This window comes from Brevibacillus borstelensis (assembly GCF_037834415.1).
Classification (GTDB): Bacteria; Bacillota; Bacilli; order Brevibacillales; family Brevibacillaceae; genus Brevibacillus; species Brevibacillus borstelensis_A.
Genome location: NZ_JAUMSJ010000030.1, coordinates 18,539 through 40,289 on the forward strand (window position 1 = coordinate 18,539; position 21,751 = coordinate 40,289).

Annotated in this window: 19 protein-coding genes and 1 pseudogene; 15 read left to right on the top strand and 5 right to left on the bottom strand. The window is 55.0% G+C overall.

The annotated features are described in order from the left end of the window. Positions 1-14 precede the first annotated feature (14 nt). Positions 15-866: an SDR family oxidoreductase gene (locus Q3F21_RS19935; RefSeq protein WP_340257016.1), complete on the bottom strand. Its 852-nt coding sequence runs from the start codon at positions 864-866 to the stop codon at positions 15-17. Positions 867-1,009: 143 nt separating this feature from the next. Between Q3F21_RS19935 and Q3F21_RS19940 the strand changes: the two genes are divergently transcribed. The 6 genes from Q3F21_RS19940 to hrpB all read left to right on the top strand — a co-directional run bounded on the left by Q3F21_RS19940 (position 1,010) and on the right by hrpB (position 8,439). Beyond that, positions 1,010-1,690, top strand: a complete 681-nt coding sequence (locus Q3F21_RS19940) for a stalk domain-containing protein (RefSeq protein ID WP_340257018.1) — start codon at positions 1,010-1,012, stop codon at positions 1,688-1,690. A gap of 34 nt (positions 1,691-1,724) precedes the next feature. Next, positions 1,725-2,024: a zinc ribbon domain-containing protein gene (locus Q3F21_RS19945; protein ID WP_340257020.1), complete on the top strand. Its 300-nt coding sequence runs from the start codon at positions 1,725-1,727 to the stop codon at positions 2,022-2,024. Between the two features lie 65 nt (positions 2,025-2,089). Beyond that, positions 2,090-2,548 (top strand): hypothetical protein, encoded by a 459-nt coding sequence (locus Q3F21_RS19950; protein WP_340257023.1) that lies wholly within the window; start codon positions 2,090-2,092, stop codon positions 2,546-2,548. 28 nt (positions 2,549-2,576) lie between these two features. Beyond that, complete coding sequence (locus Q3F21_RS19955; RefSeq protein ID WP_340257025.1) at positions 2,577-3,140, top strand: hypothetical protein; 564 nt, start codon at positions 2,577-2,579, stop codon at positions 3,138-3,140. Positions 3,141-3,423: 283 nt separating this feature from the next. After that, on the top strand, positions 3,424-5,847 hold the full coding sequence (gene helD, locus Q3F21_RS19960; RefSeq protein ID WP_340257027.1) for an RNA polymerase recycling motor HelD: 2,424 nt from the start codon (positions 3,424-3,426) through the stop codon (positions 5,845-5,847). 42 nt (positions 5,848-5,889) lie between these two features. Further along, positions 5,890-8,439, top strand: a complete 2,550-nt coding sequence (gene hrpB, locus Q3F21_RS19965; protein ID WP_340257029.1) for an ATP-dependent helicase HrpB — start codon at positions 5,890-5,892, stop codon at positions 8,437-8,439. Between the two features lie 101 nt (positions 8,440-8,540). Here the strand turns inward: hrpB and Q3F21_RS19970 are convergent. Beyond that, positions 8,541-9,966 (bottom strand): annotated as a pseudogene (locus tag Q3F21_RS19970) (ATP-binding cassette domain-containing protein). Between the two features lie 60 nt (positions 9,967-10,026). Next, positions 10,027-10,470, bottom strand: a complete 444-nt coding sequence (locus Q3F21_RS19975; RefSeq protein ID WP_340257031.1) for a MarR family winged helix-turn-helix transcriptional regulator — start codon at positions 10,468-10,470, stop codon at positions 10,027-10,029. Between the two features lie 437 nt (positions 10,471-10,907). Between Q3F21_RS19975 and Q3F21_RS19980 the strand changes: the two genes are divergently transcribed. Next, a complete protein-coding gene (locus Q3F21_RS19980) occupies positions 10,908-11,105 on the top strand; it encodes a hypothetical protein (protein ID WP_340257033.1) in 198 nt (65 codons plus the stop codon). A 907-nt stretch (positions 11,106-12,012) separates the two neighbouring features. Here the strand turns inward: Q3F21_RS19980 and Q3F21_RS19985 are convergent. Continuing rightward, on the bottom strand, positions 12,013-12,372 hold the full coding sequence (locus Q3F21_RS19985) for a hypothetical protein (protein WP_340257036.1): 360 nt from the start codon (positions 12,370-12,372) through the stop codon (positions 12,013-12,015). A gap of 200 nt (positions 12,373-12,572) precedes the next feature. Here Q3F21_RS19985 and Q3F21_RS19990 point away from each other — a divergent pair, with 200 nt between their 5' ends. From Q3F21_RS19990 to mscL, 3 genes are read left to right on the top strand one after another with little or no spacing between them, the layout of a single operon-like run. After that, complete coding sequence (locus Q3F21_RS19990; RefSeq protein WP_340257038.1) at positions 12,573-13,310, top strand: nucleoside hydrolase; 738 nt, start codon at positions 12,573-12,575, stop codon at positions 13,308-13,310. Continuing rightward, positions 13,307-14,248: a nucleoside hydrolase gene (locus tag Q3F21_RS19995; protein ID WP_340257040.1), complete on the top strand. Its 942-nt coding sequence runs from the start codon at positions 13,307-13,309 to the stop codon at positions 14,246-14,248. The genes Q3F21_RS19990 and Q3F21_RS19995 overlap by 4 nt, the downstream gene beginning before the upstream one ends. A gap of 22 nt (positions 14,249-14,270) precedes the next feature. Continuing rightward, a complete protein-coding gene (gene mscL, locus Q3F21_RS20000; RefSeq protein ID WP_340257042.1) occupies positions 14,271-14,735 on the top strand; it encodes a large conductance mechanosensitive channel protein MscL in 465 nt (154 codons plus the stop codon). 70 nt (positions 14,736-14,805) lie between these two features. Here mscL and Q3F21_RS20005 read toward each other — a convergent pair whose 3' ends face one another. Beyond that, the gene (locus tag Q3F21_RS20005) at positions 14,806-15,588 is read right to left on the bottom strand and encodes a YheC/YheD family protein (RefSeq protein ID WP_340257045.1); all 783 of its coding nucleotides are present in this window, start codon (positions 15,586-15,588) and stop codon (positions 14,806-14,808) included. A gap of 211 nt (positions 15,589-15,799) precedes the next feature. On the opposite strand from Q3F21_RS20005, the gene Q3F21_RS20010 reads away from it, so the two are divergent. The 5 genes from Q3F21_RS20010 (at position 15,800) to Q3F21_RS20030 (ending at position 21,736) form a co-directional block, all read left to right on the top strand. After that, on the top strand, positions 15,800-17,023 hold the full coding sequence (locus Q3F21_RS20010) for an anhydro-N-acetylmuramic acid kinase (RefSeq protein ID WP_340257047.1): 1,224 nt from the start codon (positions 15,800-15,802) through the stop codon (positions 17,021-17,023). Positions 17,024-17,048: 25 nt separating this feature from the next. Further along, positions 17,049-18,602, top strand: coding sequence for an ABC transporter substrate-binding protein (locus Q3F21_RS20015; protein ID WP_340257049.1), 1,554 nt, complete (start codon positions 17,049-17,051; stop codon positions 18,600-18,602). A 64-nt stretch (positions 18,603-18,666) separates the two neighbouring features. Beyond that, on the top strand, positions 18,667-19,608 hold the full coding sequence (locus tag Q3F21_RS20020; protein WP_340257051.1) for an ABC transporter permease: 942 nt from the start codon (positions 18,667-18,669) through the stop codon (positions 19,606-19,608). Between the two features lie 15 nt (positions 19,609-19,623). Continuing rightward, positions 19,624-20,457 (top strand): ABC transporter permease, encoded by an 834-nt coding sequence (locus Q3F21_RS20025; RefSeq protein WP_340257052.1) that lies wholly within the window; start codon positions 19,624-19,626, stop codon positions 20,455-20,457. A 13-nt stretch (positions 20,458-20,470) separates the two neighbouring features. Next, positions 20,471-21,736, top strand: coding sequence for a serine hydrolase domain-containing protein (locus Q3F21_RS20030; protein WP_340257053.1), 1,266 nt, complete (start codon positions 20,471-20,473; stop codon positions 21,734-21,736). Positions 21,737-21,751: the final 15 nt, after the last annotated feature.

Genomic DNA, 21,751 nt, shown 5'->3' on the forward strand with positions numbered 1-21,751 from the left:
AATGACAGCATTCCTTACGTAGAAGAGATCGTCCCGCCGTTTACATGCAGGACTTGACCGCTGACGTAGCTGGAATCGTCGGAAGCGAGATAGACGTAAGTCGGCGCCAGTTCAAACGGCTGACCGGCTCGCTTCATCGGGGTTTCCCGTCCTAACGTCATGACTTCTTCCGCCGAAAAGCTCGAGGGAATCAGCGGAGTCCAGATCGGACCGGGAGCAACGGCGTTTGCCCGGATGCCTTCACTGGCCAGCGACAAGGAGAGAGAGCGGGTAAACGAGACGATTGCCCCTTTGGTCGAGGAGTAATCGATCAGCTCCTTTTGACCTTCATAAGCAGTGACAGAGGCAGTATTGATGATCGCGCTTCCCCGCTGCATGTAAGGCAGGGCTGCTTTCGTCATGTAGAAGAAGGAGAAAAGATTGGTACGGAACGTGTTTTCCAATTGCTCGTCCGAGATGTCGAGTATGCTTTTTTGCGGATACTGAACAGCACAGTTGTTGACGAGGATGTCAACTCGGCCGAATGCTTCGATAATCTGGCTGATGACATTCCGGGACGTCTCCGGATGGCGCAGGTCTCCCGCGATGGACAGACAGCGCCTGCCCAGTTCCTCGACACGCCGTTTTGTCTCAGCCGCGTCCTCGTGTTCGCAAAGATAGACAATGGCAACATCGGCACCTTCCTTGGCAAAGGCGATGGTGACGGCCCGCCCGATGCCGCTGTCTCCACCGGTAATGACGGCGACTTTGTCCTGCAGCTTGCCTGAGCCGATATAGTCGGGATTTTCGGCGATCGGCAGGGGAACCATCAAATATTCCAGACCAGGCTGGCAATCCTGGTGCTGCGGTTGAAACATCGGAAACATGCTCATACCTCCATTAGGCGTTTACCTTGACAATGTATTCGCGTGAGCGGGGGATGTGCAGACGGATAATGCCAGCGGTTAGGCGAAACGGTTTGCTCTTTTGAAACGTCAATCTCATAGAGGAAAAACGGGAGGAATGCGAGATGAAATTCAGTGGGAAACGACTGGTTGTAGCCGGAACAGCGGGGATCCTTGCTCTGTCGGCGGCTGCAGGCATTTTTGCAAAGCAGGGTGGCATCATTCGCTTCGATGGCGTCGATTGGAAGCTGCCTCCGGAAGCGAGAATCGAGAACGGGCAAACGCTCGTCCCTCTTGCCTGGATCGTTGAACGTCTGGGTGCGAAAGTTGCGTGGAACGACAAAGAACGCCTCGCAGAGGTGGAAATGCCCGAAGCAACAAAAGAACTGGCGATGATCGAATCATTTGCCCAAGGGTTGAGACCGAAAACGGCAAAAGAAGCGGTCGAGCTGTGGAGCAGGGGGATTCAGAATCGAAGCGGTGCGCTTCAATATGTTGTAATGTCCCCGGCTTTGCAGGAAAAGTCGAGGAAGGAGTTTGAGGAGGGGCATTGGGTGACCGGCGTCTCCAGCCCGTGGGCGGCCGATATGCGATTTGCAAAGGAAGAGAAGCTGAGTGACACGCAAATGAAATATTCGATTGAGTTCGCGCTCCAGACCTCGGAGGGCAGTGCGGGTAAAGCGGCGTATACACTCATGGTGGAAAAACACGAGCATGGGTATTGGATGATCACGAAGATCATTACGTCAGACGAAGAACCCGATACAAGCCCGCCGGGGGTTGAGAATACGAATGTGTCCAAGTGACAGGGAGAATGGCCCTTGACGGGAGGAAATCTTCATGCGAAAGCAATGCAATATTTGCAAGGAGAAGCTCGACTATAATCTTCAGTGCGGTTGTACCCGCCAATCAGGGAATAGCCTATATAAGAAGGAAGGCAAGCTGTACGGCTGCCCCAAATGCGGAGGCACGTCTGCGACTGTAGCGGAAATGTCCGCGACGGGAGGAACGCTGTCACGCGTGCTGAACATGCAGTACCAGCGGTTTGATGTGGTGAGCTGCAACGGCTGCGGCTACAGCGAGTTTTACCGGAAGGACGCGTCGGTTTCGCGCGATGTGATCGACTTGTTCTTCGGCTAGACAAAGGCCGGAGTTTTCCGGTGTAATGGACGTTCAATTTCAAGCAGGATGACGAGGGGAAACAAATGGCGATAGGCGGCTTCAAAAGCGGATTTCACGCGCAAAAAGTGCCTCGCTCCCAGGCAAAATGGGAGCAGTTCTTGATCTGCAACCACGATTGTTCCGAAATCATCCAACTGGTCTCGCACGTCTCCGGCGAGGTTGAATTCGAGCTCTGCCAGATCGAAGCGGCAAGAATGGGACAGGTGCTCCTTGCGGCGGCAGGCAGCCTCGAAAAAAATGCGAACGGGGCAGAGGGGGATATTAGCGACAAAACCGGAGAGGGAAGCATAACGTTCCATTATGCCGGCCAGTCTCTACCCGGCGGCGGTTCAGACAGTGAAGAGGCCGACCACGGGCATACGCTGGCTGGTTACATAGAAGGCGGAAATAACAAGGCGTACAGAGGGAGGATAAACATTGTCCTTTTACCGAATGAGCAAACAGAGGTTTCCGTAAAAAAACCTTTCCTGTCCATCCTGTAAAAAATGAAGACATGCAGGAGGTCTTGCGATGTGCATGGAGTTATTCGTAATCAGCAATCAGTCGAAAGAAAAAATAAATGAAGTCATTTCGGCATTCGAAGCCTCTCCCTATTTGTCCATGGGTCTCTTGCCGAATCGTGTCCCCAACCGGGTGCGAAGACTTTTCCCGGGAAAACAGATTGTAAATATCTGTACAGAAGAAGGATGCGCATGCCGGTTTTCCACTTCAAAATCTCCCGAAAAGCTGGAAAGAGAGCGGGAAAAGAAAAGGCGGCTGCAAAAGCTGTCACCGGAGGAATGGGAAGAACTGAAACGAGAAACAAGAGAGCTGTACGAGCACAGTGTCCGGCGGATGAATGCGCTGAGGCAATTTTGCTGGGCGCTGAGCGATGAGGGGATTCGCCCGGTAGAGCTGTACGGGCTTTGGATCGATGATCCGGTGCACAAGAATGGAGCCATTCGGATGGAGTGGGACCAACTTTTTAACGACAGAACATTCGATATCAAAGAGGAGCACTACATAGTAACAAGCAATGAGGAAACGGTCCAAACATCGGAACCATTTCGGGAGCGCGGGGGAACTGGATCATGATTGAAATCACCCTTCTCTCTTTTGGAAAAACAGTATGATCTTACGTGATATGGACATAAAAAAACGGAGCCGTCTCAGCGTCTCCGTTTTGTTCGTTCAACGTAATATTTTGCAAAAGGAAGAATCGGGAAATTGAAACCAAAACAGTCCTATGTTAAAATGAAGAGTGATTGCACCTCATAGACAAAACAACAAAATAATATCCCAATAATATCTTACCACAGAGCGTTTGTTTTGTCAAACCCATCATTGCAAAAAAAAAGAAGCAGGAAGGGGAAAGCAGATGAGCATGTCGGACCAAAGCAGACAGGCGGATCAAGGCAGACAAGAAGCACGGGAAAGAGAACAGGTGGACAGAAAAGAAGTAGCGGACCGACAGGAAGAAGAAAAACGGGTCGAGCGGGTTGCAGGAGAGATTTCCCGGCGTATCGCCTCCCTGGAACAGCACGTAAGCGATGTAAAAGAAGACATCGTCCACATCCGCAAAAACTTTTGGGAGGATGTGACCGTCAACTTTGACGATGCCATCGAAGCAGTCGAGACCTACGCCAGCATCAAGCAGCAGGCAGAGGTGCTTTCCGAACGGGAACGGCTTCACCGGCATGCGAGCAATCAGTTGAAAACGTTGATTCGCTTGCAAAAATCCCCGTATTTTGGCCGGATCGATTTTCGCGAAGAAGGGGAGAAGACTGCGGAACGGATTTACCTCGGGATCGGCTCGATTCTGGATGAAAACGAAGTGGGGTTTCTCGTGTACGATTGGCGAGCGCCTGTTTCCAGTCTGTACTATGACTATTCCCCGGGTCCGGCGCAGTATGAAACGCCCGGCGGTCTGATCAGCGGCACCATGGAGCTGAAGCGGCAGTATATCATCCGGGACGGCGTGCTTTGCTCGATGTTCGACACCGGAGTGACGATCGGTGACGAGCTCTTGCAGGAGGTGCTGGGCAAACAAGCCGACGGGCAGATGAAGAGCATTGTCGCCACCATCCAGAAGGAACAGAACAAAATTATCCGCAACACGCAAAAAAGAGTGCTCATCGTCCAGGGGGCAGCAGGCAGCGGAAAGACATCTGCAGCGCTTCAGCGCGTCGCTTATTTGCTCTATCGCTATCGCGGGACGCTCCGGTCCGAGCAAATCGTCCTGTTTTCGCCGAACCCGATGTTCAACAGCTATATTTCTACCGTTTTGCCCGAGCTGGGTGAGGAAAACATGCAGCAGACTACCTTTCAGGAATACGTGGAACACAGGCTGGGCGATTGGTTCGCCGTGGAGGATCCGTTTTCACAGATGGAGTACATCTACACAGCGATGAACGAGCCGGGATATGGAGCGCGAGAGCAGGGAATCCGCTACAAGGCAAGCGGTGAATGGCTCCGCGTGATCGACGCTTACGTCGAATCGCTTCGGACGCAAGGAATGTGCTTTCGCGACGTGAAATTCCGCGGACGAACGCTGATTTCCGCGGATGCGATCAAACAGCGGTTCTACGAGATGGATGCTCCTCTGCGCATTCCTAACCGGATGAGGCTGCTGGCAGAATGGCTCCTGGGCGAGCTGAAACGGCTCGTGAGAAAGGAAATCAACCGTCCCTGGGTGGATGATGCGATAGAGCTGCTGGATCGCGATGATTACCAGCGGGTGTATCAAGAGCTGAGGCGCAAGAAACAGTTTTCTGGTGAATCGTTTAACGATTTTGACCGGGAACGGGAGCTGCTCGCGGTAAAGGTTGTACAGGAGCACTTTGCACCGCTGCGCAGGGAAGCCAAGCAGCTGCGCTTTATCGATCTTGTGGGGCTGTACCGGCAGTTGTTTGAAGACCCGCAGCTCGCGCAAGCTCTCGCGGACAACCTCCGGCTTCCCGAAAGCTGGCCGGAAATTTGCTCGCAGACAATGGAAAGCCTGGATGGGGGGAACCTGTTCTGGGAAGATGCCACGCCCTTTTTATATTTGAAGGAGAGGGTGGAAGGCTTTCAGACCAATACGGCTGTTCGCCATGTCTTCATTGATGAAGCGCAGGATTACTCCCCTTTTCAGTTTGCCTTTCTAAAACGGCTGTTTCCTCATGCCAGACTGACCGTGCTGGGTGATTTGAATCAGGCCATTTACGCCCATTCGACAAGCGGTCAGGATTTTGCCGAGCTTGCCACCCTGTATGGAGAAGAAGAGACGGAGAAAATCATCCTGACGCGAAGCTATCGATCTACGAGACCTATCGTTCAGTTTACAAGCGCCATGCTTCGCGGCGACCATGAGATCGAACCGTTTAACCGCGACGGGAAAAAACCGACGCTGACGAGAGCATGCGATCAGCAGGATTTGGCGAAGAGAGTCGCTGCCCGGATCGAGGAAATGAAAGCGGCTGGTCACCGGACGATTGCCGTCATCTGCAAAACGGCCGGGGAGAGCCGGGAAGCGCATGAAGCGTTGCGCGAAATAATGCCGGTTCGGCTCATTGACAAAGAGACCGTTTCTTTCGAAGAGGGGATTCACATCATCCCGGCCTATCTTGCCAAAGGGGTGGAATTTGACGGCGTTATCATTTACAATGCTTCCCGGGCGCAATACGGCTGGGAAAGGGAGAGAAAACTCTTTTACACGGCTTGTACCCGCGCCATGCACGAGCTGCATCTGTATTTTCAGGGGGAAAAGAGTCCGTTTTTGGCGGACGTTCCCGCAGATGCTTATATCGAAATTGAAGGGTAAAAAGAGAGAGAAGGTTTCTTCGCAATCGGATGAGGTGATGAGATGAAGACGCTGCCGATCGATTCGATCATGCCCAACTTGCTGGAGACATACCGCTCCCACACCAGCGCGGTGCTGATCGCTTCACCCGGTGCAGGAAAAACCACGCGCGTGCCGGTGGCGTTTCTGGATGAGCCCTGGCTTGCCGGGCGACGCATCCTGATGCTGGAGCCTCGCCGTCTGGCCGCCCGCATGGCTGCCCGGTACATGGCGGCTTCCCGCGGAGAACGGGTGGGGGAGACAGTGGGGTATCGGGTCAGGCTGGATAGCCGGGTAGGCCCAAAAACGCGGATCGAGGTCATTACCGAAGGGATACTGACCCGCATGCTGCAGGCTGATCCGGCATTGGAAGACGTAGGCATGGTCATTTTTGATGAATATCACGAGCGAAGTCTTCAGGCTGATCTGGGATTGGCTCTCTGCATCCAGTCGCGTGAGCTGCTGCGGGAGGATTTGCGGATATTGGTCATGTCCGCCACGCTGGAAGCGGAGCCTGTGTCTGCCCTGTTGGGCGGTGCCCCGATCTTGAAGAGCGAGGGGCGTTCGTTCCCCGTGGAAACGCACTATCTGGACGCGCGCTGGGAAGGGCCGATTGAGCAGAAAGTGGTTCAAACCATTCAGCTTGCGTTAAAGCAGGAGGAAGGGGATATCCTTACATTCCTGCCGGGAGCTGGGGAAATTCGCAAGGTAGAAGCCCGGCTGAAAGAATTGGGGCTGGGCGGGCATGGGGACGCAAGCAGGCGTGTGCGAATAGAGCCGTTGTACGGCACCTTGCCTCCGGAGGCGCAGGATCGGGCGGTTGCGCCGTGCCCGCCGGGGGAGCGGAAAATCGTGCTGGCTACCTCGATAGCGGAGACGAGTCTGACGGTGGAAGGCGTCAGGACGGTCATCGACAGCGGCCTGATGCGAGTCCCGCGCTTTTCGCCGCGTACCGGACTGACCAGACTGGAGACCGTACGCGTGGCAAAAGCGTCTGCGGATCAGCGGCGGGGACGTGCAGGCCGGCTGGGGCCGGGCGCATGCTACCGCTTGTGGACAAAGGAAGAGGAGCGTCAGCTGGATGCGGCCCGGACGCCGGAGATCAAGGAGGCGGATCTTTCGGCGCTCGCGCTGGAGTTGGCCGTATGGGGCGTATCCGATCCTGCGGAGCTCTCCTGGCTGGATCCCCCGCCGGCAGCGGCATTCCGACAAGCCCGCCAGCTGCTGACCAGGCTGGGGGCACTGGATGAGTCAGGGGCTGTGACAGCCAACGGAAAAAGGATGGCGGAAACGGGCTTGTCTCCAAGACTGGCGCATATGATTCTGGCCGCAATCCCGCTGGGCTTGGGCGGGCTGGCATGCGAGCTGGCTGCTCTTTTGGGCGAGCGGGATTTGTTCCGCGGCTTGCGGGCAGGTGTGGACGTTGATGTGCGGACACGGGTCGAAGCGCTGCGCTTTGCACAGGCTGCGGGGGTGGATCAGACGGAGGAATACGCGGGAATTCCGCTCAATCGTTCACTTTGCCGAAGCGTTTTGGCGGAAGCCGAGCACTGGAAGCATGTGTTTGGCATACAGCGGAAGGCGGATGCGGACACGGCAGCGTGCGGTCTGCTGCTCGCGCATGCATTTCCGGACCGGATCGCCCAGCGCAGGGCAAACGGCCGGTTTCTTTTGCAAAACGGCAGAGGGGCAGTATTTACCGGAATGCAGCCTCTCGCCAACGTCCCCTATCTGGTGGCGGCTGAATTGGATGACCATGGAACCGAAAGCACGATCTACCTGGCGGCACCATTGGAAGCGGAACAGCTGGAGAAGTATTTTGTCGACCAGCTGGAGAAAGAGCGCCTGGTCTATTGGGACTCGGACCAGCAAAGCGTGCGGGCCCGCGTCCGAAAGCGGCTGGGGGCCCTCGTCGTACAGGAAGCCCCCTTGCCCGACCCTGATCCCGAGGATACTATGCATGCGCTTCTCTCCGGCATCGCCTCGGAAGGCTTGGAGCTGCTGCCGTGGACGAAACAAGCCCGGCAGCTGCAGCAGCGCCTGCAATTCATGCACGGGCAGGAGCAGGGGGAAAGCAAATGGCCGGATGTATCGGATGAGGAGCTGCGGGAAACGCTATCCGACTGGCTCGGCCCTCATTTGCACGGGATGAGAAAAAGAGCGGACCTGCAGCGCCTCTCTCTGGCCGATATTTTGCTGGGTTTGATTTCTTGGGAGCAGCGAAGAGAACTGGACAAAGAAGCGCCTACCCATATCGGCGTGCCCAGCGGCTCGCGCGTTCCGGTCGATTACAGCGATCCGGCTGCACCGGTCCTCTCTGTTCGGCTGCAGGAGCTGTTCGGGTTGATGCAGACCCCTCGAATCTGCTACGGACGTGTGCCGCTGACGCTGCATCTCCTGTCGCCGGCGCACCGGCCGGTCCAGGTAACGAGAGATTTGGCAAGCTTTTGGCAGAGTGCCTATTTTGATGTGAAAAAGGACTTAAAGGGCCGCTATCCGAAGCATTATTGGCCGGACGATCCCATGCAAGCTTCGCCCACCAGCAAAGCCAAGCCTAGACCGTCTGCGAAGTAATGGTTGCCGGAGGCTGTTCTCCAAGCAGGAAAACGACCTTGGGGAGCAGCCTCTTTTTCGCGTTTCACGGTTGCCCTGTGGATCGCGGAAATGCCTGTCTTTCAATCAAACGTCACATGCCGCTTTAAATAAACGCCTGTAACGGAGCCCTCATTTCTGATGATGTCTCGGGGATATCCTTGGGCGATCACGGTACTGCCGTTGTCGACAAGCCGGTTTAACAGATTGATCAGTCTGTCGATATCGGACATGTGCAAACCGGTCGTAGGTTCGTCGAACACATAGATGCGGCCGCTGTTTTCCAACTCGGTGGCCAGCTTGGTCCGCTGTCTTTCACCGCCCGATAGAGTGTCCAGCGGTTGTCCGAGCGTCAAGTAGTCCAGACCCACATCGCCTAGACGCTGGAGTACCGATTGAATCTCCTCTTCCGGGAAAAAGCTTTCGCCTCCGCAATACTCATCTGCAAAACCTCGCTGATGTTTTTGCCGCGCAGAGTCAAATGAAGCACGTCATCAGTAAATCTGCGGCCTTGGCACACTTCGCAAACGCTGACAATCGGGTCCATGAAGGCCAGATCCGTATGCGTAATGCCAAGCCCCTTGCATTCCGGGCATGCGCCATCTGAATTGAAGCTGAAAAGCGATGCGCTAACCTTGTTTGCTTTGGCGAACAGGCTGCGGATCGGGTCAAAGATGCCTGTATAGGTAGCGGGGGTGGAACGCTTGGAGCCGCGGATCGCTCCCTGGTCAATGAAGCTCGCGTCCGGATAGCGCAGGGGGAGAACTCTGTTGATCAGCGTGCTTTTCCCCGAACCGGCGACTCCGGTGACGACTGTCATCACACCGCACGGGATCTTCACGCTCACATCCTTGAGGTTGTGCAGCGAAGCGTGCTCGATGACGAGCGAACCGTTCGGCTTCCTCGGCGACATCTTGAGCGTGGGCCTTTTACTGAGATGTCTGCCTGTAAGCGTATCGGAAGCGGCCAAGCCCGCCAGGTCGCCCTGGTAAACGATCTCGCCTCCATTGATGCCGGCTCCTGGTCCCATGTCAATGACATGGTCGGGAATCGCTATGACATCGGGATCGTGCTCGACGACGAGAACGGTGTTCCCTTTGTCCCGGAGCCGCTTTATGAGCGTGGTTGTCCGATTCGCGAATACAACAGCCTGAGCAGCGAGTAGATGTCGGTGATCGTTCCGACGGTCGATCTGGCGTTTCCCCCGATCGGCTTTTGATCGACGATGATGGCCACGGACAAGTTTTTTAGCGAGTCCACGTCGGGCTGGCCGTAGTGGGGCAGACGGTGGCGGACAAAGCTTGTAAATGTTTCGTTTAACTGCCGCTGCGATTCCGCGGCGATCGTATCAAAGACGAGCGAAGATTTGCCGGAGCCGGATACTCCCGTAAAAACGGTGATTTTCTTTTTTTGAATGCTCACGCTGATATTTTTCAGATTGTTTTCCCTCGCCCCCGAAACAATAATCAGGTCGTGGCGGCTTTCCGGCTCCGCTTTGTTGACCGTCATCGCGATCTCCCTCCTGCTATGCATTGTATGAAGCAAAGTAATTTCCTTCAGGCAATTATGTTACACCGATTTCAAGTGACTGTCGCTGAGAGCAGCCGCGACCTTTTCACACAGTTCAGCAAATATGCTCTGTTCGCCGGGCGTAAGTACTTCGGCGGCAAGTTCCGCAGCCTCCCGGCGGCTTTCCGCTGCCCGATCGAGAAGCTCTCGCCCGGACCTTGTCAACGATGTGATCTGCTCTCGTCGATCCTCCTTGCCCGCCGTTTGCTCGATCAAATGCTTGTCCTTTAACACTCTGAGAATTTTCGACGCAGCGGAGCGCGACATCCCCAAAGCCTCGCTGATGGCGGAGGGCATCAGCGGACCGCGAATGCGCAAAATCTCCAGTACGTCATACTGTGCCCATGTGATCTGCTCCGGATTGATGCGCGCCCGTCTGGCGACCAGCACGCATTGCAGATGCGACAAAGCGTTTTCCAGCCCGCCAGTTTGGTCTGTCTGCATAAGGAAAGGCCTCCTTTGGTTGAGGGAGCGTTTATTTGGTAATCTTACGAAAATGGTTTCCTATCGGCAACTATTTTAGGGGGTTGGTTTGCACACCCAGACAAATCAAACAGCCAAAGCTTCGTGAGATGAACAAGGAGAAAAACGCAAAGGTCTTTGGGACACCTGCCCAGGCTGCACTTCCGAAAGCGGAACACGCCTTTAGCGTCCAACTCTGAGAGACTTCGTGGAACCAGCTGCTTTTGGACGCGTTCCGCTTTCGGAAGTGCAGCCGGACAGTACATCCCGCGAGGATGTCCCACCGAACCGCCAGCGTTTTTCTCCTTGTTCATCTCCTCCCCCAAAGCCGGTTCCAAGAGAGCCGTAAATCATCCCCCATTTTTTGGACATGCTATGGTCATACGGTTTGGTACTATCAAAATGAGGTGTAGACAAATATGGCAAAAAATATTTCCTTCCATGCGACCTGGAGCGAGGCGTACCGGATGGCCCAATCTCTGCGAAACAGCAAGCTGCGGTATTCAGTCAGACAAACGCCGGGCAAAAGCAATCTCGCTTTTTTCTTTCCCGAGGTGAGTATCAGCCAGTACGTCTACCTCTGCATTTTATTTGGCACGCACAGGTCAGGGATATGAGACGCAAGAAAGAGGATCCTCCTCCGTCTCTCATAGGGTTTCGCAGACGGGGACACCCTCTTTTTCATCATCGGGTCGGAAAGGCCGCCAAGCAGTTTCTCTGCCTGCCAAGATTGCTTATGTCGAAATGGCGGTAGCCGGTGTGTCATGAAAGCCGCATCGCAAGCAGATAATGGATAGTCAAGGGAGCGGATGCTGTTCACCAAGCATGAATCCTGTACTTCTGCAAGGTGATTCGCTTCCTGTTTCCTGGTCTGTTTTTCCTAACGCCTCGCACTTTTGCTATTTTCTATCGTAATTTCAAAAGACGACACTTTTCGATATTCGAATTACATAGTACAATCTAGTGTAAGCGAACTTGGGGAGTTCGTAACTTTACAGCAGCGGCTCGAAACTGTGCAGGAGGGCCGCTCTATTTTTTATGCTTTTATTGGAGAAAACAGGTATTATTACCTATAAATACGTGTAGCAAAAATAGGCCGAAAGAATTATGATGGGACTATATTATTCACGTGAATAATTCAGTACTACCCTCAATTGCCTGGCGAAAGCCGGGTTTTTTTATTTGCGGGATGAATGGGAAAAGATTTCTCCTCAAGGTGCTTGCTAAGTGGCTTTGGGGGGAGAAGCATATTTCCAGACTGCGCTCCGGTCTTCGTCCTGCAAGGGAGCAGGGACTGTCCGCTCCACAACGATTCGCGGGGGAGCGTAAAAGCAGTAGCCGCTCCGAAGCTCATATAGGGTTACGCTCCTTTTTCCCGCGAATCGTTGTTCCGCTGGGTTGGACTTCGCTAGTCGCTTCGTCTGGAATATGCTTCTCTTTCGCAGCGGTTTTTGCAAGTGATAACAGGAAGAAAAGATTTTTCCCCCCGCAGGAAATGAAAACAACCTCCCGCTGTATCGGATGTTACTCCGGAAAACGGGAGGTTGTGTCGCAGTTCGGCTTCGCGGGAAAAAAGCGTCCGGCGATCAGCGCCTCAATCAATTCGTCGGTCGAAAGCGAGATCGTCAGGCCGGGATCGGGAATATCGACGCGGAACAGGCCTGTCTGGTGCATAAAATGAAGGGAGCCGGTCGGCGAAATGGGATAGAGCAGAAGATTCTGCCCGGATTGTCTGGCTATTTTGATAAATTCTCTCAGAGTAGAGTAGAGTTCGCCCCAGACGGGGAGGTATGGTTTCTTTTTGTGCCGCAGCAATGTTTCGACAAGCTGCTTTTGCAGGCAAACAATCAATTCCTGTTGCGGGCTGGCGATTTCCTGGGACATGTAGAGTGCAAACTCCTTTTTTCGAAGCTTACGGAATAGTGTAAAAGAATACCTGTCAAGTTGCAAGCGGGAAGAGCAACTGGTTTGCTGACACTTCGGCTTCTCTCTTGTTCGTTTCTTTGAATGCGTGCACGGCAATCAATTGACGGCTTTTTCAGATTCGATTAGGATTAGGGACGAGTAGAAATCGAGGTGAAGGCATGAAACTGACAAGAAAAATACTGTTGGTGGCGGGAGCGGGAACAGACCATATTCCGGCGCTTCGTCTCGCTTTGGCGTCACCTGATATAGAGCTGACGGGAATCGTCCTTGGCGGTCCCGGTCAATCAGAAGCTGTGAACCTGACGAGACAAGTGCTGGAGAGTGCCGAAAAAAGCGCCTTGCCTTTGGCAACCGCTGGCGAAGGGGCGGGGCTGATCGCCGGGCAGGCAGACCTGTACAAGGACGAGCTGACCCTGGTTGTTGTCGGTCCGCTGACAGAACTGGCCAAGGCACTGGAGAGGGACAAGGAATTGCCGGAGAAGTTTGCGGCTGTCATCGTCAAGGGAGGAGCGATCCGGGTACCGGGGAATGTCACTCAGATTGCGGAAGCGAACATGCACGCCGATCCGGAAGCGGCCGCGCTTGTTTTGGCATCCGGGCTGCCCCTGCTCCTCGTTCCGCTCGATGCCGCCGAACGAGTCTGCATGCAGTTGGAGGGCGGAGACGGTTTGGATGCTTTTGCGGCGATGATGGCAGCAATCCATCCGGAACTAGCTGAAAAGCAGACGATGAAGCTTTCCGTCGAATGCCAAAGCGAGCTTTCCAGAGGCGCCTTGATAGCCGATCTGCGAGCGATTCCGCGCGTCGGAGTCGACACAGAGGTGTGCCTCAACATTCAGGCCGAGCCTGTCGCCACGCGGGCCAAGGAAGTCATGGGGACGGGGGACGTACGATGAAAAAAGTCATACTGGATGTAGATACAGGGATAGATGACGCGCTCGCCATCGCCTACGCCGTTCATTCGCCGGCTCTCGATGTTTTGGGCATCACCACGACCTTTGGAAACATTACAGTAGAAGAAGCGACGCGAAATACAGTGCAAATTCTGGAGCTTTTGGGGGCCGGCCAGATTCCTGTCTATGCGGGAGCGAAGCGGCCGCTGTTTCGCGAGCTGAAAGAAAAAGCGAAGCTGTTTCATGGAGAAAACGGATTGGGCAACATCGAGCTTCCGCCGCCCCGGGCTTCCGTTCAGAAGCAAGCGGCGTCTGCGTTCATGATTGAGCAGGCTAAAAAGCATCCCGGCAAGCTGACCATTATTACAGTGGGGAGCCTGACCAACCTCGCTACCGCGATCCGAGATGAACCGGAAATGACTGCGCTGGTCGAGCGGGTCGTAGTGATGGGCGGAGCCGTGACTGTGCCGGGCAATCGGACGCCGGTAGCCGAAGCGAACATCTGCGCAGACCCGGAGGCGGCGGAGCTGGTGTTTCAGTCCGGCATCAAGGTCACAATGGTTGGCCTCGATGTGACGATGCAGACGCTATTGACCAGAGCGCATCTTGCGTCCTGGCGTGAAAAAGGGACGGAAGTTTGCCGTGCGTTTGCCGACATGTGCGAATTTTACATGAACGCCTACGCGCAGGTAGGGAATGTCCGGGGGTGCGCTCTCCACGATCCGTTGGCTGTCGGGGTTGTGATTGATCCGACCTTTGTGACCGCGGTACCGATGCATGTCGTGGTAGACACATCGGGCGGGCTGTCGGACGCGCGGACGATTGCCGACAGGCGGAAGCATCCGGCTGCTGCGCCCAACGTCGATGTTTGCCTGGAAGTCGACCGCGAGCGGTTTGTTGAACACTTTTTGCAAAACGTATTCGAGAAGAACGAGGATTGAGCTAGCATGAGAGGTGAGACCGATGCTGAAAGAGTTTAAAGAGTTTGCATTAAAAGGAAACGTGGTTGACCTGGCCGTCGGGGTTGTGATCGGGGGAGCCTTTGGCAAGATCGTAACGTCCGTGGTAAACGACATTATCATGCCGTCGGTGGGCTTGCTGTTGGGCAAGGTGGACTTTTCCAATCTGTTCATCAGTTTAGACGGCAAAGACTACGCGACAGTGGAGGCTGCCAAAGGGGCAGGGGTTGCTACGATCAACTACGGTTTGTTTCTCAATACCGTCATCGACTTCCTGATTATCGCGTTCTCCATCTTTATTGTCGTGAAACAGGTGAATCGTTTCCGCAAAAAGAACGAACCGGAAAAACCGCCTGTGACTACGAAGGAGTGCCCGTTCTGCATCTCTTCCATTCCGATCAAGGCGACCCGCTGCCCGCAGTGTACATCGCCCTTGACCGAAGCGCAGGCAGAAGCGGCAAAAGGGTAAGGGGAAAAAGCGATAGCCGGCAGCGTTATGAAAAGCTGCGGCCATCGCATTTGCACAGCCGGCCTCTCATCTAGCGAGAGGCCGGCTTTCTTTTTTTCAGGCGGGCGCGCCGAGCCAGATACTGCGAGCGCAAACGCTTGATCGTCCGATAATACGTCTTGTCGGGCAGCTTCGCAAACAGGCCGTGCGAGGGAAAATCAAAATTCACTTCGATAACGGAAAGAGTCCCCTTTTTGTCTATCGCCCAATCAATGCCTATTTGAGACGAATGCTTGTATTTGTTAAAGTGGGTACATACCTGGTGACTCAAGCGAACAAGCTCGCGTATGACTGAGCTTGCCTGTTCCGGTTTTACCGCACCGGATTGCAGCAGGGCCTGCCGAACCGTGGTGACATAGCCGCCGCCTCGCGCCACATTGGTAATGACGCTGTCGGGACCTGCCACCTTGGCCAGCATGCCGGCGTATTGCCATTTTCCTGCCCCGTTTCGCAGCATCATCACGCGGATGTCAAACGGCCGTCTGTTGACTTCGGCCAGAGGAATCCCCTTTTGAATGATGTGTTTGGCATTGCCCGCGTTTTGATCGACCAGCTGCTTTAGCTCCCCAAGCGTGGAGACGGTCACCGACTGTCCGCGCTCCTTGACCAAGGCATAGCCGCCGTCTGTTTTCCATACCTTCATAATGCCCTTTCCCATGTGTGTTGAACTCGGCTTGATGTAGACGGTATCGTACTTTTGCAGAAATGAATCAAGCAGCGCCGGTTGATACAACGAGGTAGCAGGCAGGTAGCTGCGAATAATCGGGTGCCTGTCAAAAAATTTGTGCAAGCTCCACTTTGAAGAAGGAATCAAAGGTATGCCCTCCATTTCTAGACAGTTCTCTTGATAGAATATACAGCGGAGCGGGAAACTCTACTCTTTTTGCTGAAATAATATTTACTGTATTTCAATTGACCTTGGTAATTTTATTTCATATAATGAAAGCGATAACAGGATTGACTATTCCAAACATTCGTTAGAGAGAAAATCATTGAAGATAAGCTGGATGAGGCGAGGTGAAATCGTGAATCAAACTGCCAGGCTGCAAGACTATCGGAGTAGGAAGAAGCATGTTTTGATCGGATTGATGTCAGGGACTTCGCTGGACGGAGTGGATGCCGCGCTCGTGGAGATTCAGACGGACGAGCGGGAGGAAATCGCAAGCGTACGGCTGCAAAAGTTTCATTATTTGCCGTATTCAGACGAGCTTCGCGAATGGGTAAAGAGCTTGTGCAGCCTCGATACCGCACGTCTGGACAAACTTACGGCGGTACACTTCGGTTTGGCGGAATGGTACGCTCACGCCGTACACGGGCTCCTGAAAAAGGCTGGTAATTCCTCGGAAGAAATTGATGCGGTCTGCGTTCATGGACAGACCGTCTGGCATATCGACGGGCCTGCGCCGTTTCCGGGGCCGGAAGGAATGACCCATGTCCGGGCTTCCCTGCAGATCGGCGAACTGTCTACCTTGGCGGAACGTACCGGAATCCCTGTAGTCGGGAATTTTCGGGCTCGCGATCTGGCTGCCGGAGGGGTAGGCGCTCCGCTCGTTCCCTATGCGGATTTTGTGCTTTTCCGGCACCCGGAGAAAGGCCGTTTGCTGCAAAACATCGGAGGGATTGCCAACGTGACGGTTTTGCCTGCCGGTGCGGCCATTGAAGAAGTGAAAGCTTTTGATACCGGTCCGGGAAACATGGTGATCGACGAGGTTGTCCAGCTCGTTACGGACGGCAGAGTTCGCTATGACGAGGGCGGGGCAATGGCGGCAGGCGGAACGGTGTCGCGGGAGCTGCTTTCGCGCCTGTTGTCTGACCCTTATTACCGGCTCGAACCGCCCAAAAGCACCGGGCGTGAGGTGTACGGCAAGGCGTTTGCGGCCCGGCTCTGCAGCGACGCGGGGGCGCTCGGACTTGCTGCGGAGGATATAGCGGCGACTGCCACAGCTCTTACGGCTGCTTCTATCGCCGATGCATATGCCCGATTCGTCTTTCCACATGCACAAGTCCACGAGGTGATCGTTTCCGGGGGAGGAGCCCACAACCAAACACTGCTTCGCATGCTCCGGAATGAACTGCCCGCCGGCATCGCGCTGACGACGGCACAGGCTTTTGGCGTGCCGGACGATGCCAAGGAAGCGATTGCCTTTGCCGTATTGGGACATGAAACCTTGATGGGCCGCCCGAGCAACGTACCGTCGGTAACCGGCGCGAAACGGGCAGTCCCGCTCGGCAATATCTGCTTGTATTAACGGAAAATTCAGGGGGGTAAAAAACGTGAAAAAGAGAGTATTGGCAAGTGTTTTCCTATCGCTGTCCCTCATGCTGTCAGCCTGTTCCGGAGGCGGGAGCGCACCTGCGGGCGATTCCAAAGAGCAGTCCGGGGAAGCTTCAAAGACAGAAGGGAAATCGGAACTGATTGTCGCCGTTGATCAAGATCCGGTCGGGTACGATCCTCACAAAGTGCCTGCGGCCTCCAGTTCCCGTATTTACTCATTGGTGTACGACAGCCTGACCAAACTGGACGCAAATCTCGATCTCGTCCCTGGTCTCGCGGAAACGTGGGAAACGGCCCCTGATGGGAAGAGCATTACCTTCCATCTGAGAAAGGGTGTCAAGTTCCACAAGGGACAAGAACTGACTGCGGAAGACGTAAAGTACACCTTTGAACGCATTTTGAATCCGGACACGGGCTCCATCGCCAAGTCGTACTTCGCAAGCGTCGATTCGATTGAAGCGCCGGACCCTGCAACTGTCGTTTTCAAGCTGAAAACCCCGGATGCCGCCTTCCTGACGAACGCGTCCGCTCCTTCGGCTTCCATCGTTTCCAAGGGATCGACAGATCTGACGAAGGAGGCCAACGGCACAGGACCGTTCATCCTGAAGAAAAGCGAGCCCGGACAGTACGTTCTGCTGAAAAAAAACCCGGACTACTTCAGCAAGGAGTTGCCGAAGGTGGACGCGATCAAGTTTCAGATCATGAAGGACGAAGCAGAGCGCATGGCAGCGATCCGCGCGGGCAAAATCGACATCAGCGCGGTCTCGGCGGATTCGGCGAAGCTTCTGGAGGGCAAGCCGGGTATCCAGGTAAAGAGCTATCAGTCTCTGGAGTACAGCTATCTGGGCATCAACGTGAAGAAAAAGCCGTTTGACGATCCGCGCGTTCGTCAGGCGATCAGTTATGCGGTAGACCGCAATCAAATCGTGCAAACCGTATGGAAGGGCGAGGCATCTTTGACTGGCCCCATCGCGCCGGCACTCACCAGCTGGGCATTGGACCCGTCAAGCTATCCCAGCTACTCGACAAATGTAGAGAAGGCGAAACAGCTGCTCGCTGAGGCCGGCTATCCGAACGGATTCGACACCGTGATCGAAACAGCTTCCACTTACCCGGATATGGTTGAGTCGGCTCAAGTCATCCAGCAGCAATTAAAGGCGATCGGCATCAACGCGAAAATCAACCAGCTGGAGTGGGGCAACTACATCGATACCTGGAAATCGAAGGACATGAACATCATGGTCGGCCGCAATACATCCGGCGTAGACTCCGACCGTTCAATGCGCTACTTCTTCTCCACCACTGGCTCGGCCAACGTCTGGAATTACTCCAACCCGACATACGATGAGCTCGTACAAAAGGCGCTGGAAGCGGTCGATGTGAAAGAGCGCAAGAAATTGTATGACGAAGCGCAAAAGCTGCTGGTAGAAGACGCACCAAACCTGTTCCTGGCTTCTCCGAAAAACTTTTACGCGGTCCGCGACAACGTCGATTTTTCGCCGACGGCTGCGGGCGAGTCAACCGCGTTGGTGAAAACATCGGTGAAGAAGTAAGTGAGATAGGGAGGGAGTCGGGGAGACGATCTCCCCGATTTCTTCTTTTGTGGAGGGGTATCTAATGGGAAGTTACCTGGTCAAACGAATCATAAGCTTGATTCCCATCCTTTTCGGCATTTCGATCCTCGTTTTTACGATCCTCCATCTCGTTCCCGGCGATCCGGCGTCGATCATGCTCGGGACGGAAGCGACCCCAGAGGCGGTGGCTGTGCTGCGAGCCGAAATGGGTTTGGATAAACCGCTGGTCAGTCAGTATTTGCACTGGGTAGGCGGGCTTTTGCAGGGAGATTTCGGCGTCTCTGTGCACACCGGCCAAGAAATTCTGCCCGAGATTCTGAAGCGGTTCATGATTACGCTGCAATTGACGCTCATGGCTGTGCTGATCGGCTGGACCCTGGCCATTCCGTTCGGCATTTTGTCGGCCATCCGGTCCCACTCCAAAACGGACAAGGTGATTCGCATCCTGACCTTGCTCGGGATTTCGGTGCCCAACTTTGCCGTCGGCACGCTTCTTTTGCTCGGCCTTTCGCTTTACTTCAACTGGTTTCCGCCGATCGACGTGACCAGTTTTTGGGATGATCCGGCAGAGGCATTCAAAGTGTTTATTCTCCCGGCCGTAACGATGGGGATCGCCGTCGCAGCCGGGGTGATGCGGATGACCCGCTCGGCCTTTCTGGAGACGATGGACAAGGATTTCATCCGCACCGCACGCGCAAAAGGAAACAGTATGTGGACTGTGGTGATGGGGCATGGGCTGCGAAATTCGTCCATTCCGATCGTGACGATTGCCGGTATGCAGATCGGCTACCTTTTGGGCGGGTCGGTCATTGTGGAACAGCTGTTTTCCATTCCGGGACTGGGACAGTACGTACTGGATGGAATCTACCAGCGGGATTATCCTGTCGTGCAGGGAGGCGTCCTGTTCGTCGCTTTGGTGTTCGTCCTGGTCAATCTGATCATCGACCTGATCTACACCTGGATTGATCCGCGAATCAAGTATTGACAAGGGGAATGCGACATGAGCACATTTCGTAGACGCTTTTTCGAGAACAAAACGGCAGTCGTCTGTCTGATCGTCCTGCTGCTGCTCGCTCTGGCCGCTGTCTTTGCTCCCGTATTGTCTCCATACGATCCGACGCAGATGTTTCAGGATCACCGCATGGAGGGCAGCTCCGGCGAGTTTATGCTGGGCACGGATCAGTTCGGCAGGGACATCATGAGCCGGATCATCTATGGAGCCAGGGTTTCGCTGATGGTGGGGCTGTCCTCCGTACTGGTCAGTGCGGCCTTTGGCACGCTGTTTGGGCTGATCGCGGGTTACTTTGGCCGCTGGATTGACGGATTGATCATGCGCGTGATGGACGTTTTGTTTGCTTTTCCGGAAATTTTGCTCGCTTTGGCGATTGTAGCGGCACTTGGCCCCGGCGCTTTCAATACCATTTTGGCGATCGGAATCGTCAATATCCCGATCTTTACCAGAACAGTGCGGGGCGCTGTCCTCTCGATCAAAAATCAGGAGTATGTGGAAAGCGCCCGCGCGATCGGAGCGAGCACGCCGCGGATTTTGTTTCTGGAGATTTTTCCGAATGTGACGGCGCCGCTTCTGGTCCAGGCATCCCTGGCGATCTCGGGCGCGATTTTGACGGAATCGGCGCTCAGCTTTCTCGGTCTCGGCATTCAGCCGCCGGACCCGTCCTGGGGCGGGATGATTTCGGAAGCGCGGCGCTATATGGAGCTGGCGCCGGGGATGATCATCTGGCCGTGCGTGGCGATGACGATCACTATCCTGTCCTGCAATATGTTCGGGGATGCCGTGCGCGATATTTTGGATCCGCGCCACCGCGGCAAGTAACGGGGGGACAAAGATGAGTCATGATCAAATCGAATGCATACTACGGGAGCGTTTGAAACAGAGTCTGGAGACGGGCATCAGCCAAGGGATTTTCCCGGGGGGAATTGCCGCTCTTGCGAGAGCCGGTCTGCCTGTCATAACCGTGGCGGCAGGGAAAACAGAGGGCGGACGGGACGTAGCGGAGTCGGCAAATGGCTCGGTAAAAACCCCCTTGCCGGTCGACGCAAACACCATGTATGACATGGCTTCGCTGACGAAGGTGATGGTTACGCTGCCGCTCGTGCTTCTCGGCGTACAAGAAGGCAGGCTGTCCCTGACAGATTCCGTCACGCGCCATCTTCCTGAACTGGAAGAGGGGAAGGATGCAGCTGCCAAGCGCAAGATCACGCTGCTTCACTTGCTTACGCATACGTCGGGTCTGCCTGCTTGGCGCCCTTTTTTCCTCTACGCGGGCAGCTCTCGGGAATACCTGCGGCTGATCGCGGACGAGCCGATGACAGGGACGCCTGGACAGCAGGTTGTCTACAGCGATCTCGGATTTATGCTGCTAGGCTTTACGCTCGAACGCGTATGGGATGAGCCGCTGGATCAATTGGCGCAGCGCCTCATCTTTCAACCGAGCGGGATGACGCGCACCTGCTATTTGCCCTTGCGGCGTTCCGGACTGGATTTCAGTGCGATCGCGCCGACGGAGGACGGCAACGCATATGAGCACGACATGGCCAGGCAGCAGCTGATCCAGGAGGAAGCGCTCGGGCTGCCGTCCGCGCGGGAGCTGTCGGAGCGTCTGGCCTGCTTTGCCTGGCGGAGAGGAATCATCCGGGGAACGGTACATGACTGCAATGCCTATTACGGTCTGGGAGGCGTCAGCGGCCATGCCGGCCTGTTTTCCACCAGCGCGGATACCGAACGGTACATGCGGATCTGGACTTCGAGCGAGTCGCCTGTGCGGATCGATCCCATCCTGCGGGCGACGGCAATCCGTTCGCATACGGGGGAGCTTGCTCCGATGAGAGCGCTTGGCTGGGAGGCCTCCGCGACGGGAGGCACGCTGGAGCAGATGGCGACAGGATGCACGGGCGGGGATGTCCTTTCCAGCCACGCCTTTGGCCATACGGGATTTACCGGAACGTCCATCTGGCGGGATCCGGTCAGGGGAGCGACGCTGATCGCCCTGACAAACCGGGTCCATCCGACTGTCAGCAGCCTGATCGGCACGTGGAGGCGCTCTATCCACAATCAGCTGTTTTCGCTGCTCACGCCCGCAGGCTCATCCTGAGCAAAAGGAGGAACT